The organism is Pseudomonas sp. LH21, assembly GCF_036549575.1.
In the GTDB taxonomy this organism is placed as follows: domain Bacteria; phylum Pseudomonadota; class Gammaproteobacteria; order Pseudomonadales; family Pseudomonadaceae; genus Aquipseudomonas; species Aquipseudomonas peradeniyensis.
Genome location: NZ_CP144367.1, coordinates 749,385 through 765,890 on the forward strand (window position 1 = coordinate 749,385; position 16,506 = coordinate 765,890).

Genomic DNA, 16,506 nt, shown 5'->3' on the forward strand with positions numbered 1-16,506 from the left:
TCTGTAGGAGCGGTCTTGCGCCGCGAAAGGGCTGCGCAGCAGCCCCAGGGTTTGTGCATCGGTGCAAAGAATGTCGGGGCCGCTATGCGGCCCTTTCGCGGCGCAAGGCCGCTCCTACATACACACACCGGCTCATGTCGGCAGTTACGGCTCGACCCTGACCACGCAGTTGCGCCCGGCATGCTTGGCCCGATACAGCGCCTCGTCCGCCGCGCTGGCCATGGTCAGCGCATCGAGGCTGTCGTCCAGCTGCACCACCCCGGCGCTGAAAGTGCATTGCAGGTCGTGGGGCTGGGCCGGGTAGTGGATCTCGGCGAAGCGCCGGCGGATCTCGTCGAGCACCTTGTGCGCCGCCTCCAGCGCGGTGTTGGGCATGACGATGGCGAACTCCTCGCCGCCGTAGCGGCCGATGAAGTCGGTCTTGCGCAGGCGCTGCTTGAGGAACAGCGCCAGGCTCTTGATCACCCGGTCGCCCATGGGGTGGCCGTGGCGGTCGTTGATCTTCTTGAAGTGGTCGATGTCGAGCATGGCGAAGCTCAGCGGCTGCGCTTCGCGGCGGGCGCGGAAGCTGCAGTCCTCGAGCAGTTGCAGGATGTGGGTGTGGTTGTACAGCCCGGTGAGGCTGTCGCGGACCATCCGCGCCTTGAGGTGGCGGGCGCGGGCGGCGCGGTTGCGCACGGTGGTCACCAGGTGCCGCGAGCGGATCGGCTTGGTGAGGAAGTCGTCGCCGCCTTCGCTCATGGCGTCGAGCTGCTTGTCCAGGTCGTCCTCGGCCGACAGGTAGATGATCGGCACGCTGACGTAGCGGTCGTTGTGGCGGATCACCTTGGCCAGCTCCGGGCCGGTGCACTCGGGCATGTACATGTCGAGGATGATCAGGTCGGGCTGGAAGTCGGCCAGCTCGCTCATGGTACGGATCGGCTCGGTCAGGGTGCGGGTGATGATCCCGGCGCTGTTGAGCAGGCGTTCGGTGTGCAGGGCCTGGGCGCGGGAGTCGTCGATCACCAGCACGCGGAACGGGTCGTACTGGGTGGCGCTGGTCAGCAGCTCGAGTTTTTCCAGCAGGCTGGAGGCGTCCAGGGTGCCGGTGAGGAACTCCTGGCCGCCGGCGCGCACGGCGGCCAGGCGGGTCGGGGTGTCGGTTTCGTGCAGGCAGAAGAACAGCAGCGGCACCGGCTGCTCCAGCCCCTGCTGGGCCTGGGCCGCCAGTTGCAGGCCGACGCCGGCGCCGGTGAAGTCCACGTCCATGACGATGGCCGACGGCAGGCGCTCACTCATCGACGCCTGGAACGCCTCGGCGCTGCACAGCGCCTGCACGGTCAGGCCGAAGAATTCCAGCTGCTGGGCCAGGCGCTCGGCGCGGTCGTGGTCCTGCAGAACGATGTACACCGGCTTGCGCAGTGGCGGCAGGGGCACGTTGTCGAGCTGGTCGCCCTTGCGCAGGCCGGTGCGCGACAGGCGCTGCATCAGGCGGTTGAGTTCGCTGATCAGCTCGGAGTTGAGCCGCGCGCTGTTGGCCTCGATGGCGCGCAGGGTCTGGCCGATGGCCGTCGACAGGCTGCCGTGCTCGGGTTGCTCGAAGCGTTCGGCGTAGCGCTGCAGGCGCAGGTTGGCCTCGCACAGTTCGCCCAGGTCGCCGCTGGACCACTCGCCACGCTGCAGGCGCTGCCAGATCTCGAGGATCTGCCGGGCCTGGTGGATCACCCGCTGGGCAAAGTGCTGCTTGAGGCGTTCGTGGCTCGGCTCGGCTGGCTGGGTCATGTCCTGACTACTTATGAGTGGGAGGGCGCAGGTTCAATGATGGCTCTATGCTAGCACTGCTTTTCCGACAAGCGAGTGCCTGGGGTCAACAAAGTGTTCAGGGACCGTCATTCAGTTGCCGACCCGATGGTCGCTTATACGAATGGCGGCGTCTGCTTTATAGTGCTGGCATGCGGGCTTGTCGTGGCACCCTGGCCGAGGCCTGTGGTCCAAGCCCTGAACCGTTCGTGACTGATTAAGGACAATGCCATGCTGGATTGGAAAAACCGCGAGGCCAAGGCCGAGCCCCGTGAGCGGGTCGAAACCCGCGGCGCCGCCACCCGTAGCTACCTCGGCGGCCTCTGGAGCCGTGCCCTGGGCACCCTGATCGGCCTCTACCTGCTGGTGTGCATCGGCCTGGGTTGGTACTGGAGCCAGGAGCCAGAGCTGTTCCCGGTGCAGCAGAACGCCCAGGCCGCCGCCGAGCGCAACGGCCAGCAGATGGTGGTCGGCTATACCACCGTCGAGACCCTCAAGACCGTCGCCGGCACCCTGCTCGACAAGCCGGGCGGCTACATTTCCAACGACCGCTTCCCGCCAGGGCTGTGGATGGACAACATGCCGAGCTGGGAATACGGCGTGCTGGTCCAGGTACGTGACCTGTCCCGCGCCCTGCGCAAGGACTTCGCCCGCTCCCAGTCGCAGTCGACCGAGGATGCCGATCTGGCCAAGGCCGAGCCGCGCTTCAACTTCGACAACAAGAGCTGGATCCTGCCGTCGAGCGAGTCGGAGTTCGAAGAGGGCATCAAGTCGCTGAACCGCTACCAGACCCGTCTGGCCAAGGGTGACCAGGGCGCGATCTTCTACACCCGCGCCGACAACCTGAACAACTGGCTGGGCGACGTGGCCACCCGCCTGGGCTCGCTGTCGCAGCGCCTGTCGGCCAGCGTCGGCCGGGTCAAGCTGAACAACACCCTGAAGACCGAGGCCGTGGCCCCCGGCCAGGCGCCGCAGGTCGACGAGGAAGTGGTCGAGACCCCGTGGCTGCAGATCGACAACGTGTTCTACGAGGCCCGTGGTCAGGCCTGGGCGCTGTCGCACCTGCTGCGCGCCATCGAGGTCGACTTCGCCGACGTGCTGGCGAAGAAGAACGCCACGGTCAGCGTTCGGCAGATCATCCGCGAGCTGGAAGCCTCGCAGGAAGCGCTGTGGAGCCCGATGGTGCTCAACGGCAGCGGCTTTGGCATGTGGGCCAACCACTCGCTGGTGATGGCCAACTACATCTCCCGGGCCAACGCCGCGGTCATCGACCTGCGCCAACTGCTGTCCCAGGGCTGAGATGCCGGTCAATCCTGCCGAGGTCGCGCACCGCGCGGCCTCCGACGCCGAGCTGGTGGCCTGGGTCGACGAGCATGACCAACTGCTCGGCGCCCTGCCACGGGCCGAGCTGCGCGAGCGCGGCCTGATCGGGCGCTGCACCTTCATCCTGCTGTTCAACGGCGCGGGCGAGCTGTGCGTGCATCGGCGCACCCTGAGCAAGGCGCTGTATCCCGGTTACTGGGATGTGGCGGCCGGCGGCATGGTCGGGGTGCAGGAGTCCTACGCCGACTCGGCGGCCCGGGAGCTTGCCGAGGAGCTGGGGGTGAGTGGCGTCGAGTTGCGTTTTCACGAGACGTTCTACTTCGAGCAGCCGGGCAACCGCTTGTGGTGCGCGGTGTATTCGGCGGTGTGGGACGGGGCGCTGCGCTTGCAGCCCGAGGAGGTCATCGAGGCGCGGTTCATCAGCGTCGAGCAGGCCCAGGCCGAAAGCGCGCAGCGGCCGTATTGCCCGGATTCGCTGGTGGCGTTGCAGCGGTACCAGGCTGGCCTGATCTGATGGGGGCGCTTTGCGCCCCTTTCGCGGCACAAGGCCGCTCCTACAGGGATTCGCGATCCCTTGTAGGAGCGGCCTTGTGCCGCGAAAGGGCTGCGAAGCAGACCCTGGGGCCCAAAGGTCGCAAAACTTTCGTAAAATGGCGCAATCCTGTACTTAGCAACAGCCAGATTTATCGTTACACTGCGCGCCCTTTTCGGGCTGTCGCATGACCTTGCGGCAGTAGCGCCGCCCCTGCCAGAGTGGGGCTTCGCGGTCGGCTCCCGCCGACCAGTTTTTTGTCCTCGGCACAGAGGAACAAAAGTGGCCAAGAAAGCTTCTTCCTTCGCCGCCCTTGGCGGTCTCGTATATTCCACCGATGCCGGTCGGCACTGTCCCGACTGCGGCCAGCCGGTGGACGCCTGCATCTGCAAGCAGCAGGTCATCCCCGAAGGCGATGGCATTGCCCGTGTGCGTCGTGAAAGCAAAGGTCGCGGCGGCAAGACCGTGACCACCATCACCGGCGTGCCGCTGCCCCTCGAACAACTCAAGGAGCTCGCCAGCACGCTCAAGCGTCGTTGCGGCACCGGCGGCGCGCTCAAGGACGGGGTCATCGAGATTCAGGGCGACCATGTCGAACTGTTGCTCGGCGAGCTGATCAAACAGGGCTTCAAGGCGAAGAAATCCGGCGGCTGAGGCCGTCGCGCGACTTTTCGCCCAGCGCTTTCTAAACTCGATGCCGTGGCCAGGGTCTATCCGGGGGCACGGACGATTCGTCATTTTCAGCTTCTACACTGCGCCCGCCACCTGACGGGGCAGTGTCTTGGACTTATCTATAGGGGACTTGAATGTCCGTACGACGCACACGCAAAGACGATGGTAGCCAATGGACCGTGGCCGACAGCCGCAGTGTTTATGGCATCCGCCATTGGGGCGCTGGTTATTTCGCCATCAATGAAGCCGGGCGCGTCGAAGTGCGCCCCAACGGCCCGGACAGCGCGCCGATCGACCTGTTCGAGCAGGTCCAGGAGCTGCGCCAGAGCGGCCTGTCGCTGCCACTGCTGGTCCGTTTCCCCGACATTCTGCAGGACCGCGTGCGCCAGCTGACCGGCGCCTTCGACGCCAACATCGCGCGCCTGGAGTACCAGAGCCAGTACACCGCGCTGTACCCGATCAAGGTCAACCAGCAGGAAGCGGTGGTCGAGAACATCATCGCCACCCAGAACGTCTCCATCGGCCTGGAAGCCGGCTCCAAGCCCGAGCTGCTGGCGGTGCTGGCGCTGGCGCCGAAGGGCGGCACCATCGTCTGCAACGGCTACAAGGACCGCGAGTTCATCCGCCTGGCGCTGATGGGCCAGAAGCTCGGCCACAACGTGTTCATCGTCATCGAGAAGGAATCCGAGGTCGCCCTGGTGATCGAGGAAGCCGCGGAGCTGAAGGTCAAGCCACAAGTCGGCCTGCGCGTGCGCCTGTCGTCGCTGGCCTCGAGCAAGTGGGCCGACACCGGCGGCGAGAAGTCCAAGTTCGGCCTGTCCGCCGCCCAGCTGATCTCGGTGGTGCAGCGCTTCCGTGACGCAGGCCTGGACCAGGGCATCCGCCTGCTGCACTTCCACATGGGTTCGCAGATCGCCAACCTGGCCGACTACCAGCACGGCTTCAAGGAAGCCATCCGCTACTACGGCGAGCTGCGTGCCCTGGGCCTGCCGGTCGATCACATCGACGTCGGCGGCGGCCTGGGCGTGGACTACGACGGCACCCACTCGCGCAACGCCAGCTCGATCAACTACGACATGGACGACTACGCCGGCGTGGTGGTCGGGATGCTCAAGGAGTTCTGCGACGCGCAGGGCCTGCCGCACCCGCACATCTTCTCCGAAAGCGGCCGCTCGCTGACCGCGCACCACGCCATGCTGGTGATCCAGGTGACCGACGTCGAGAGCCACAACGACGAGATGCCGACCATCGAGAACAAGGCGTCGCTGCCCGAGACCGTGCAGTGGCTGGCCGACCTGCTCGGCCCCACCGACATCGAGATGGTCACCGAGACCTACTGGCGCGCCACCCACTACATGGGCGACGTGGCCGCGCAGTACGCCGACGGCAAGCTGACCCTGGCTGAAAAGGCCCTGGCCGAGCAGTGCTACTTCGCCGTGTGCCGCCGCCTGCACAACTCGCTCAAGGCCCGCCAGCGCTCGCACCGCCAGGTGCTGGACGAGCTGAACGACAAGCTGGCCGACAAGTACATCTGCAACTTCTCGGTGTTCCAGAGCCTGCCGGACACCTGGGCCATCGGCCAGGTGCTGCCGATCATCCCGCTGCACCGCCTGGACGAAGAGCCGCTGCGCCGCGCCGTGCTGCAGGACCTGACCTGCGACTCCGACGGCAAGATCAACCAGTACGTCGACGAGCAGAGCATCGAGACCAGCATGCCGGTGCACGCGGTCAAGGAAGGCGAGGACTACCTGCTGGGCGTGTTCCTGGTGGGCGCGTACCAGGAGATCCTCGGCGACATGCACAACCTGTTCGGTGACACCGACTCGGTGAACATCTACCAGAACGCCGACGGCAGCGTGTACCACGCCGGCATCGAGACCCACGACACCATCGAGGACATGCTGCGCTACGTGCACCTGTCGCCGGAAGAGTTGATGACCCACTACCGCGACAAGGTGGCCAGCGCACGGATCAGCGCGCGCGAGCGCACGCAGTTCCTTGATGCGTTGCGGCTTGGGTTGACCCGGTCTTCGTACCTGTCTTCATAAACGCCGGGCCGCTTTGCGGCCCTTTCGTGGCACGAGGCCTCTCCTACAGGGAGAATGCACACCCCTGTAGGAGCGGCCTTGCCGAGGCGTCGGACCGGCCGGAAAGGGCCTCACCGAAAGCACAATCTGAAACGCTTTCTTCAAAAGCTGTCCGCCCCATGCGACTACCTTTGAATGCAATGTTCAAGGGAGTGACTCATGGTGCATCAAGGTAACCACCGCCTGCGTAGAGGGCGCTTTTCAGAGGCAGGTCGTCCGTACCTGCTTACAACCACTACCCGCAATCGCACTCCACTGTTTACTGACCTGCGTTTCGCCAGGGCAGTTATCCAGCAACTTCGCTTGAGCGAGCAGGAAGGCACTTGCCAGTCCTTGGCTTGGGTACTCATGCCTGATCACCTGCACTGGCTGGTCGAACTCAGGCAAGGCAGTTTGAGCAGTCTGATGCGTGTGTTCAAATCCTGAAGCAGTTGCGCACTCTTTCGTGTCGGAGTGGATCGTCAACGTGTCTGGCAACCCGGCTTTCATGATCGGGCTTTGCGTCGAGACGATAACGTCAAGGCCGCTGCCCGCTATATCATCGCCAACCCCATTCGTGCCGGGCTGGTTCAGCGTGCTGGTGAGTATTCACATTGGGATTGTGTGTGGCTGTAACCCGGCAGGTGAGGGCTGCGCCCTCATTTCGCGGCACAAGGCCGCTCCTACAGAAGACCGCGATCCCATGTAGGAGCGGCCTCGTGCCGCGAAAGGGCCGCAAAGCGGCCCCAACGTCACTGAATCCAACGCCCCTTTTCCTGCAACCGCCACCCCACCCACCCCAGCGTCCCCGCCCGCAACGCCATGAACCCCAGAAACGCCAGCCACAATCCATGGTTGCCGAACACTCGCATGACAACCGCCACAGGCAACGCGATCGCCACCGACACCAGCATCGCATTGCGCATCTCCCGCGCCCGCGTGGCGCCGATGAACAGCCCATCGAGCAGATAGCTCCACACCGCCACCAACGGCAGCACCGCCAGATAAGGCAAGTACGGATACGCCGCCTCGCGCACACTGGCGATATCGGTCTGCAGGTCGATGAACAGATGGCCACCCAGCAGGAACAGCACCGCAAACCCCAGGCTGACGATCAACGACCACCCGCAGGCCACCACCAGCGCCCGCTTCAGGGCACCACGATCACGGGCGCCAATGGCATGCCCACACAGCGCCTCGACCGCATGGGCCAGGCCATCGAGGGCGTAGGCGGTGAGCATCAGCCCGTTGAGCAGCAGGGCATTGGCTGCCACCGTGGCTTCGCCCAGTCGTGCGCCCTGCACGGTCAGCAGCAGGAACACCAGCTGCAGCGCCAGGCTGCGCAAAAAGATATCGCGGTTCACCGCCAGCAACGGCCGCCAGGCCTGCCAGCGCTTCAATGCGGCCCAGGCAATGTGCCCGGGGTAGGCGCGCAGCGCCGGGCGGGTGAGGGCCAGGCCGAGCAGGGCGGCGCACCACTCGGCGATCACCGAGGCCCGTGCCGAGCCGACCACGCCCCAGTCCAGGCCGAGCACGAACCACAGGTTCAGGGCGATGTTCAGCAGGTTGGTGGTCAGCAGGATCGCCAGCGGCGCCCGGGCGTTCTGCGTGCCGAGGAACCAGCCGACCAGGGCGTAGCTGGCCAGCGCCGCCGGCAGGCCGAGCAGGCGGGTGTGGAAGAACGCCTCGGTGGAGGCATGCAGCGCCTCGCTGGGCTGCATCGCGTGCAGCGCCAGCTGGCTGAAGGGCAGGGCGAGCAGGCCGATCAGCAGGGCGAAGGCCAGCGCCAGCAGCAGCCCCTGCACCAGCACCTGACGCAGCGCGGCGCCGTCGGCGCGGCCGGCGGCCTGGGCGGCGAAGCCGGTGGAGCCCATGCGCAGGAAGCCCATCAGCCCGACCATGAAGGTGAACAGGGTGGCGCCCACCGCCACCGCGCCCAGCTGGTGGGCGTGGGGCAGGTGGCCGATCACCGTGCTGTCGACCAGCGCCACCAGCGGCACCGAGATGTTGGACAGGATCATCGGCGCGGCCAGGGCCCAGACCTTGTGGTGGGTGGGGCGGTCGCGCCAGGCGGTGGACAGTGAAGACATGCGGGCTCCAGCGGGGGATGCAAATTGGGCAATCGCGGGGCAAGCCCGCTCCCACGCAAGTGCACTTCATCACGTGGGAGCGGGCTTGCCCCGCGATTGCCGAACGGATTGTACCGGCCCGGCAACCAATCGGCGCGAACAGGGTCTCACTTGCCGCGCATCGCCAGGTAAGCCCCGCACCGTTGCGCTATAGTTGCCCCCCTCACGTACACGCTGCCGAAGAGTTCTCTCTCAAATGCTCAACAAAGGATTGTTGCTGGCCTGCGCGCTGGCCCTGCTCAGTGCTTGTGATTCCTCCACGCCGGACAAGCCATCGGCGCCTGCCGATGCCGCCACCGCCGTCGCGCCCGCCGAAACCAAGGCGGCCAAGCGCGAAGACCCGGCAGTGCTCGCCAAGCGCTACGCCGGCCGCGAGCTGACCGTGCTGGACGTCTCGGAAGTCCAGCTCGACGGCGCCAGCACCCTGTCGGTCAGCGTCTCCGCGCCGCTGGATGCCAACCAGGACTTCGCCGCCAAGCTGCACCTGGTCGACACCGTCAAGGGCAAGGTCGACGGTGCCTGGGAACTCTCCGACAACCAGATGGAGCTGCGCCTGCGCCACCTGGAACCGCAGCGCAAGATGGTCCTGACCATCGACAAGGGCTTGCTCTCGGTCAACGGCAACGCGCTTGAGGCCGAATCGGTCAGGCGCTTCGAGACCCGCGACATGCAGCCCACCGTGGGCTTCGCCAGCCGCGGTTCACTGCTGCCCACGCGCCTGGCCGAAGGCCTGCCGGTGATCGCCCTGAACGTCGACAAGGTCGATGTCGAGTTCTTCCGCATCAAGCCGGACATGCTCTCCAGCTTCCTGGTCAACTGGGGCCGCAACTCCAGCCTGTACTACTACCAGTCCAAGGAAACCCTGGAGATGGCCGAGCTGGTCTACAGCGGCCGCTTCGACCTCAACCCCGCGCGCAACACCCGCGAGACCGTGCTGCTGCCGATCGCCGGGATCAAACCGCTGCAGGAGCCGGGTGTGTACCTGGCAGTGATGCGCGCCTCGGGTACCTATGACTATTCGCAGCCAGCGACCCTGTTCACCCTGAGCGACATCGGCGTCTCCGCCCACCGCTACCGCGACCGCCTGGACGTGTTCGCCCAGGCCCTGGAAGGCGGCAAGGCGCTCAAGGACGTCACCCTCGAGCTGCACGACGACAAGGGCAAGCTGCTGGCCCAGGCCAAGACCGACGGCGATGGCCATGCCCAGCTGCCGATCACCGCCAAGGCCGATACCCTGATCGCCACCCAGGGCGTGCACACCACCCTGTTGCGCCTGAACACCGCCGCCCTGGACCTGGCCGAGTTCGACATCACCGGGCCCCAGGCCAACCCGCTGCAGTTCTTTATCTTCGGCCCACGCGACCTCTATCGCCCGGGCGAGACCGTGCTGCTCAACGGCCTGCTGCGCGACCAGGACGGCAAGCCGGTCAAGGCCCAGCCGGTGAGCGTGGAAGTGCGCCGCCCGGACGAACAGGTCAGCCGCAAGTTCGTCTGGGAGGCCGACAAGAACGGCCTGTTCCAGTACCAGCTGCAACTGGCCACCGAGGCCCCGACCGGCCGCTGGCAACTGCTGCTGGACCTGGGCGGTGGCCGCAAGCAGGTCTACGAGTTCCTCGTCGAGGACTTCCTCCCCGAGCGCCTGGCGCTGGAGCTCAAGGGCAGCAGCACGCCGCTGGCGCCGGATGAGACCGCCACCATCCAGGTCAATGGCCGTTACCTCTACGGCGCGCCGGCCGCCGGCAATCGTCTCAGCGGCCAGGCCTACGTGCGCCCGCTGCGCGAAGCGGTGAAGGCGCTGCCGGGCTACCAGTTCGGCGCGGTCACCGAGACCGACCTGAACCAGGACCTGGAACTGGACGAAGTCACCCTCGACCAGAACGGCAAGGCCCGCATCGATATCGAAAGCCGCTGGGCCGAAGCCCGCTCGCCGCTGCAACTGACCGTGCAGGCCAGCCTGCAGGAGTCCGGCGGCCGGCCGATCACCCGGCGCCTGGAGCAGCCGATCTGGCCCGCCGACCGCCTGCCGGGCCTGCGCGGCCTGTTCGACGGCGAAGAGACCGACGGCGACGGCCCGGTGGAATTCGAGTTCCTGGTGGCCGATCGCAACGGCAAGAAACTCGCCGCCGACAACCTGAAGGTGCGCCTGATCCGCGAGCGCCGCGACTACTACTGGAACTACTCGCAGAGCGACGGCTGGAGCTACAACTACAACGAAAAATTCCTCACCCAGGCCGAGGAGACCGTCAGCGTGAAGGCCGGCTCCACCGCCAAGCTGAACTTCCAGGTGGAGTGGGGCCCGTACCGCGTCGAGGTGGAAGACCCGCAGACCGGCCTGGTCTCCAGCGCACGCTTCTGGGCCGGCTACCGCGCCCAGGACAACGCCGAAGGTGGCGCCGTGCGCCCCGACCAGGTCAAGATCGCCCTGGACAAGCCTGCCTACAAGGACGGCGGTACCGCCAAGGTCACCGTCACCCCGCCAGCCGCCGGCAGCGGCTACCTGATGATCGAATCCGCCGATGGTCCGCTGTGGTGGCAGGAGATCGACGTACCCGCCGAGGGCAAGACCTTCGATGTCGAGCTGGACAAGAAGTGGGCGCGCCACGACCTATACATCAGCGCCCTGGTGATCCGCCCAGGTGAGCGCAAGGCCAACGCCACGCCGAAACGCGCCGTGGGCGTGCTGCACCTGCCGCTGGACCGCGCCGAGCGCAAGCTGGCCGTGTCGTTGCAGGCGCCTGAGAAGATGCGGCCCAAGCAGCCGCTGACCGTGAAGTTCAAGGCGGTCAACGCCGACGGCAGCGTGCCGAAGCAGGTGCATGTGCTGCTGTCCGCAGTAGATGTGGGCATCCTCAATATCACCGATTTCAAGACCCCCGACCCGTTCGCCAGCCTGTTCGGCCGCAAGGCCTATGGTGCCGACCAGCTCGACATCTACGGTCAGCTGATCGAGGCCGGCCAGGGCCGCCTGGCCAGTCTCGCCTTCGGTGGTGACGCCGCCATGGCCAAGGGCGGCAAGCGCCCGAATACCACGGTGACCATCGTTGCCCAGCAGAGCCTGCCGGTGACCCTCGACGAGAAGGGCGAAGGCCAGGCCACCGTCGAGATCCCCGACTTCAACGGTGAACTGCGCCTGATGGCCCAGGCCTGGACCGAGGAACACTTCGGCATGGCCGAAGGCAAGACCGTGGTCGCCGCGCCGCTGATCGCCGAGCTGTCCGCGCCGCGCTTCCTGGCGGGTGGCGACCGTACCAGCCTGGCGCTGGACCTGGCCAACCTGTCCGGCCGTGCCCAGCAACTGAGCGTGCAACTGAGCGCCGAAGGGCAGTTGAGCCTGGTCGGCGGTGCCCAGCAGAACTTCAGCCTGGCCGAAGGCCAGCGCACCACGCTGATGATTCCGGTGCAGGCCCAGGGCGGCCTGGGCCAGGGCAAGGTGCGGGTGCAGGTCAATGGCCTGCAACTGCCGGGCGAGCCAGCCAACACCTTCGAGCGCGAGTGGACCCTGGGCGTGCGCCCGGCCTACCCGGCGATGCTCAAGCACTACCGCGTGGCCCTCAAGGACCAACCCTGGAGCCTGCCGGAGAGCGACCTGGCCGAGTTCGAACCCGCGGGCCTTGAAGCGAGCCTGGCGCTGTCGAGCCGCCCGCCGCTGAACCTGGCCGAGCAGATCCGCGCCCTGGAAGCCTACCCCTACGGCTGCCTGGAGCAGACCACCAGTGGCCTGTACCCGTCGCTGTACGCCGATGCCGACAGCCTCAAGCGCCTGGGCATCAAGGGCGAGCCGGCCGATGTGCGCAAGCGCAAGATCGAGATGGGCATCGAGCACCTGCTAGGCATGCAGCGCTACAACGGCAGCTTCGGCCTGTGGAGCTCGGACAGCGAGGAAGAGTACTGGCTGACCGCCTACGTCACCGACTTCCTGCTGCGTGCTCGCGAGCAAGGCTACGGCGTACCGGCCGAAGTGCTGAAGAAGGCCAGCGAGCGCCTGCTGCGGTATGTGCAGGAGCGCAACCTGATCGAAGTCGACTACAGCCAGAACGCCGACCACACCCGCTTCGCCGTGCAGGCCTACGCCGGCCTGGTGCTGGCGCGCAGCCAGCAGGCGCCGTTGGGCGCCCTGCGCAGCCTGTTCGAGCGCCGCGCCGACGCCCGCTCCGGCCTGCCGCTGGTGCAGCTGGCGGTGGCGCTGGACAAGATGGGCGACAAGCAGCGTTCGCAGCAGGCATTGCAGGCAGGCCTGGCCGTGACCCGCGGCAAGGGCTGGATGGCCGACTACGGCAGCGCCCTGCGTGACCAGGCGCTGATCCTTGCCCTGCTGCAGGAGAACAACCTCGCCGGCAACCAGGTTGACCAGCGTCTGTTCGGCCTGTCCGACGAGCTGGCCGCCAACCGCTGGCTGTCCACCCAGGAGCGCAATGCGCTGTTCCTCGCCGGCCGTGGCCTGCTGGGCAAGCCGGAAGGCAACTGGAAAGCCCGCCTGGACAGCGCCGGTGAAGTGCGCGAGTTCGATAACAACGACTCGGGCATGAAGCTCGAAGGCCCGCTGCTGGCCTCGCCGCTGACCGTGCAGAACCAGGGCGGCGACACCCTGTACCAGCAGCTGACCCTGTCCGGCTATCCGCGCCAGGCCCCGGCCGCCAGCGGCAACGGCATGGAGATCCGCCGTGAGTACCTGGGCATGAACGGCCAGGCGCTGGATGTGCGTAACCTGCGCAGCGGCGACCTGGTGCTGGTGCACCTGGCGCTCAAGGCCCAGGACCAGGTGCCGGACGCCCTGGTGGTCGACCTGCTGCCGGCGGGCCTGGAGCTGGAAAACCAGAACCTGGCGCAGAGCGCTGCCAGCCTGGACAACGCCAGCAGCGCGGTGAAGCAGTGGCGCGAGTCGATGCAGAACGCCAGCGTGGTGCACCAGGAGTACCGTGACGACCGCTACGTGGCCGCGCTCAAGCTCGACAGCTACGGCACCACCCACCTGCTGTACCTGGCACGTGCCGTGACCCCGGGCAGCTACCGCATCCCGCCGCCGCAGGTGGAGTCGATGTACCGGCCGAACCTGCAGGCGATCGGCGACAGCCAGGGGGAGATGGTGGTACGCGCCCGCTGAGTCCACACGCCCGATGTAGGAGCGGCCTTGTGCCGCGAAAGGGTCGCGCAGCGGCCCCCCGATCTCGACGTCAACGCGAGAATCGCCGGGGCTGCTACGCAGCCCTTTCGCGGCACAAGGCCGCTCCTACAGGGTTTTCAATGCACCACCCAACTCAACACCCACAACCCCAGCAACGCCCAGATGATCCCGAGGATGATCGACGCCCGCATGAACGCGCGCACCGCCGAGTACAGCAGCATCAGGCCAACGACGAGCGCCAGGATGCTGACCAGCGAGGTGTCCATGCCCAGCGTGCGCGCCAGGCCGTCGATGAAATTGCCACCGGCGTTGGCCAGCAGGTTGAACAACCCGCCCAGGCCGTCGACGATGAAACGGATCACCGAACCCAGTACCTGGCCCAGCCACTCGAAAAAACCTTCTACATGCATAGTCGCTTCCTGATCAACGAATCGGCGATTCCCAGCCTTTGGCCATCATCTGGCCCGGTCGGTTCCCGATGCCAAGCTTAGCGCGCCCAGGTCTGCTCAAGCTGCTGCGGCGTGGCGCCGTCACCCTGCTGGCGGCCATCGCCCTGCTGTGGCTGGCCGACCGCATCTGGCCCTTGCCCATGCCGGGCGACGACCTGGCGCGGGTGGTGCTGGCCGAGGACGGCACGCCGCTGTGGCGTTTCGCCGACGCCGACGGTGTGTGGCGCTACCCGGTCGGCCCGGACGAGGTCTCGCCGCTGTACCTCGAAGCCTTGCTCGCCTACGAGGATCGCTGGTTCTATCACCACCCAGGGGTCAACCCCATGGCCCTGGCCCGGGCGGCCTGGCTCAACCTGCGCGGTGGGCGGGTGGTGTCCGGCGGCAGTACCCTGTCGATGCAGGTGGCGCGCCTGCTCGACCCGCACGACCGCACCCTGGCCGGCAAGCTGCGCCAGCTGTGGCGTACGGCGCAGCTGGAATGGCACCTGTCCAAGGCCGAGATCCTGCAGCTGTACCTCAACCGGGCGCCGTTCGGCGGCACCTTGCAGGGCGTGGCCGCGGCCAGCTGGGCCTACCTGGGCAAGTCGCCGAAGCACCTGACCCCCGCCGAGGCCGCGCTGCTCGCCGTCCTGCCCCAAGCGCCGAGCCGTCTGCGCCCGGACCGCCATCCCGAACGTGCCCAGCGCGCCCGGGACAAGGTGCTGCAGCGCCTGGCCGAGTACCAGGTGTGGCCGGCCCAGCGCATCGACGAGGCCCGCGAAGAGCCGCTGTTGCTGGCGCCGCGCCAGGAGCCGGCACTGGCGCCCTTGCTGGCCCGGCGCCTGAACACGCCGGACAGCCCGCCGCTGATCCGTACCACTATCGACGCCGCCCTGCAGCGCCGCCTCGAAGACCTGCTGATGGGCTGGCGCGCGCGTCTGCCCGAGCGCACCTCGGCGGCGCTGCTGGTGGTCGAGACCCAGAGCATGGCAGTGCGCGCCTATCTCGGTTCCATCGACCTGAGTGACGAGCGCCGCTTCGGCCATGTGGACATGATCCACGCCCTGCGCTCGCCCGGCTCGACCCTCAAGCCGTTCCTCTATGCCATGGCCATGGACGACGGCCTGATCCATTCCGAATCGCTGCTGCAGGATGTGCCACGGCGCTATGGCGACTACCGCCCCGGCAACTTCTCCATGGGCTTCAGCGGCCCTGTGTCGGCCAGCTCGGCGCTGGCGCTGTCGCTCAACCTGCCGGCGGTGCAGTTGCTCGAGGCCTACGGCCCGAAACGCTTCGCCGCGCAGATGCGCATGGGCGGCATGCCGCTGGTGCTGCCGCCGCTGGCCGAGCCGAACCTGTCGCTGATCCTCGGTGGCGCGGGCAGCCGCCTGGAGGACCTGGTCGGTGGCTATGCCGCGTTCGGCCGTGGCGGCAACAGCGCGAAGATTCGCCTGCAACCCCAGGATCCCCTGGTGGAGCGCCGCCTGCTGTCGCCGGGCTCGGCCTGGATCACCCGGCGCATCCTCAGCGGCCTGGCCCGGCCGGACCGCGACCCCCATGCCGAACTGGTGCAGCGCCCGCAACTGGCCTGGAAGACCGGCACCAGCTACGGCTTTCGCGATGCCTGGTCGGTGGGCGTGGGCCCGCGTTACCTGATCGGCGTGTGGATCGGCCGACCCGACGGCACCCCGGTGCCGGGCCAGTTCGGCCTGGCCTCGGCGGCGCCGCTGATGCTGCAGGTACACGACTTGCTGAGCAATCGCGACAGCCAGCGCGGCATCGAGGTGCCGGTCGAGCCGGTGCCGGCGTCGGTGGGGGTGGCGGCGATCTGTTGGCCCCTGGGCCAGCCGATGAACCGCCAGGACTCCAACTGCCGTCGCCAGCGTTTCGCCTGGACCCTGGACGGCACCACCCCGCCGACCTTGTTGGCGGCCGACCAGCCTCTGGGGCTGGGTTTGCGCGAGACGGTATGGCTCAACGACCAGGGACTGCGCGTCGATGCCGGGTGCCCCGGGGCCAAGGCCCACGATGTCGCCTTGTGGCCGGCCCCGCTGGAACCCTGGCTGCCCCGGGCCGAGCGCCGTGCGGCGCGGCTGCCCGCGGTGGATCCGGCCTGCCCGCCACAGCAGGTGGCCAGTGCGCCGCCGCTGTCGATCGTCGGTGTGCGTGCCGGCGACAACCTGCGCCGCCCGGCTACCAGTCACGAGCCTTTGCAACTGCGGGTGACGGCCCTGGGCGGTGCGGGGCGGCGCTGGTGGTTCCTCAATGGCCAGCCGCTGGGCGAGACCCAGGGGCAGGACAGTCTGCCGGTGCGTTTCGAACAGGCCGGCAGCATCGAGTTGAGTGCGTTGGATGAAAGCGGCGAGACGGCGCGGGTGGCGTTTCAGGTCAGTGAGTGAGTCGAGCTCGCATCCTCTCGAACACCGAGGCGCCTGCTTCGCGGGTAAAACCGCTC

Annotated in this window: 9 protein-coding genes and 1 pseudogene; 7 read left to right on the forward strand and 3 right to left on the reverse strand. The window is 67.2% G+C overall.

All coding sequences use genetic code 11. The annotated features are described in order from the left end of the window. Nucleotides 1-144: 144 nt before the first annotated feature. The gene (locus tag VUG52_RS03610; protein WP_186734452.1) at nucleotides 145-1,761 is read right to left on the reverse strand and encodes a diguanylate cyclase; all 1,617 of its coding nucleotides are present in this window, start codon (nucleotides 1,759-1,761) and stop codon (nucleotides 145-147) included. Between the two features lie 249 nt (nucleotides 1,762-2,010). Between VUG52_RS03610 and VUG52_RS03615 the strand changes: the two genes are divergently transcribed. The 5 genes and pseudogenes from VUG52_RS03615 (at nucleotide 2,011) to VUG52_RS03635 (ending at nucleotide 7,008) form a co-directional block, all read left to right on the forward strand. Further along, on the forward strand, nucleotides 2,011-3,078 hold the full coding sequence (locus VUG52_RS03615) for a DUF2333 family protein (RefSeq protein ID WP_050703603.1): 1,068 nt from the start codon (nucleotides 2,011-2,013) through the stop codon (nucleotides 3,076-3,078). A gap of 1 nt (nucleotide 3,079) precedes the next feature. Next, nucleotides 3,080-3,616: an NUDIX hydrolase gene (locus tag VUG52_RS03620; protein WP_062572769.1), complete on the forward strand. Its 537-nt coding sequence runs from the start codon at nucleotides 3,080-3,082 to the stop codon at nucleotides 3,614-3,616. A 300-nt stretch (nucleotides 3,617-3,916) separates the two neighbouring features. Continuing rightward, on the forward strand, nucleotides 3,917-4,288 hold the full coding sequence (locus tag VUG52_RS03625) for a translation initiation factor Sui1 (RefSeq protein ID WP_050703605.1): 372 nt from the start codon (nucleotides 3,917-3,919) through the stop codon (nucleotides 4,286-4,288). 152 nt (nucleotides 4,289-4,440) lie between these two features. Further along, complete coding sequence (gene speA / locus VUG52_RS03630; RefSeq protein WP_186734453.1) at nucleotides 4,441-6,354, forward strand: arginine decarboxylase; 1,914 nt, start codon at nucleotides 4,441-4,443, stop codon at nucleotides 6,352-6,354. Nucleotides 6,355-6,552: 198 nt separating this feature from the next. Next, a pseudogene (locus tag VUG52_RS03635) lies at nucleotides 6,553-7,008 on the forward strand (REP-associated tyrosine transposase). A gap of 116 nt (nucleotides 7,009-7,124) precedes the next feature. Here the strand turns inward: VUG52_RS03635 and VUG52_RS03640 are convergent. Further along, nucleotides 7,125-8,462 carry an MATE family efflux transporter gene (locus tag VUG52_RS03640; protein WP_331832445.1) on the reverse strand — a complete coding sequence of 446 codons (1,338 nt, stop codon included), beginning with the start codon at nucleotides 8,460-8,462 and terminating at the stop codon, nucleotides 7,125-7,127. A 235-nt stretch (nucleotides 8,463-8,697) separates the two neighbouring features. Here VUG52_RS03640 and VUG52_RS03645 point away from each other — a divergent pair, with 235 nt between their 5' ends. Next, nucleotides 8,698-13,602 (forward strand): alpha-2-macroglobulin, encoded by a 4,905-nt coding sequence (locus tag VUG52_RS03645; protein ID WP_331832446.1) that lies wholly within the window; start codon nucleotides 8,698-8,700, stop codon nucleotides 13,600-13,602. 137 nt (nucleotides 13,603-13,739) lie between these two features. Here the strand turns inward: VUG52_RS03645 and VUG52_RS03650 are convergent, their stop codons facing one another. Continuing rightward, complete coding sequence (locus VUG52_RS03650) at nucleotides 13,740-14,033, reverse strand: hypothetical protein (RefSeq protein ID WP_186714973.1); 294 nt, start codon at nucleotides 14,031-14,033, stop codon at nucleotides 13,740-13,742. Between the two features lie 68 nt (nucleotides 14,034-14,101). Here VUG52_RS03650 and pbpC point away from each other — a divergent pair, with 68 nt between their 5' ends. Then, on the forward strand, nucleotides 14,102-16,450 hold the full coding sequence (pbpC, locus tag VUG52_RS03655; RefSeq protein WP_331832447.1) for a peptidoglycan glycosyltransferase PbpC: 2,349 nt from the start codon (nucleotides 14,102-14,104) through the stop codon (nucleotides 16,448-16,450). Nucleotides 16,451-16,506: the final 56 nt, after the last annotated feature.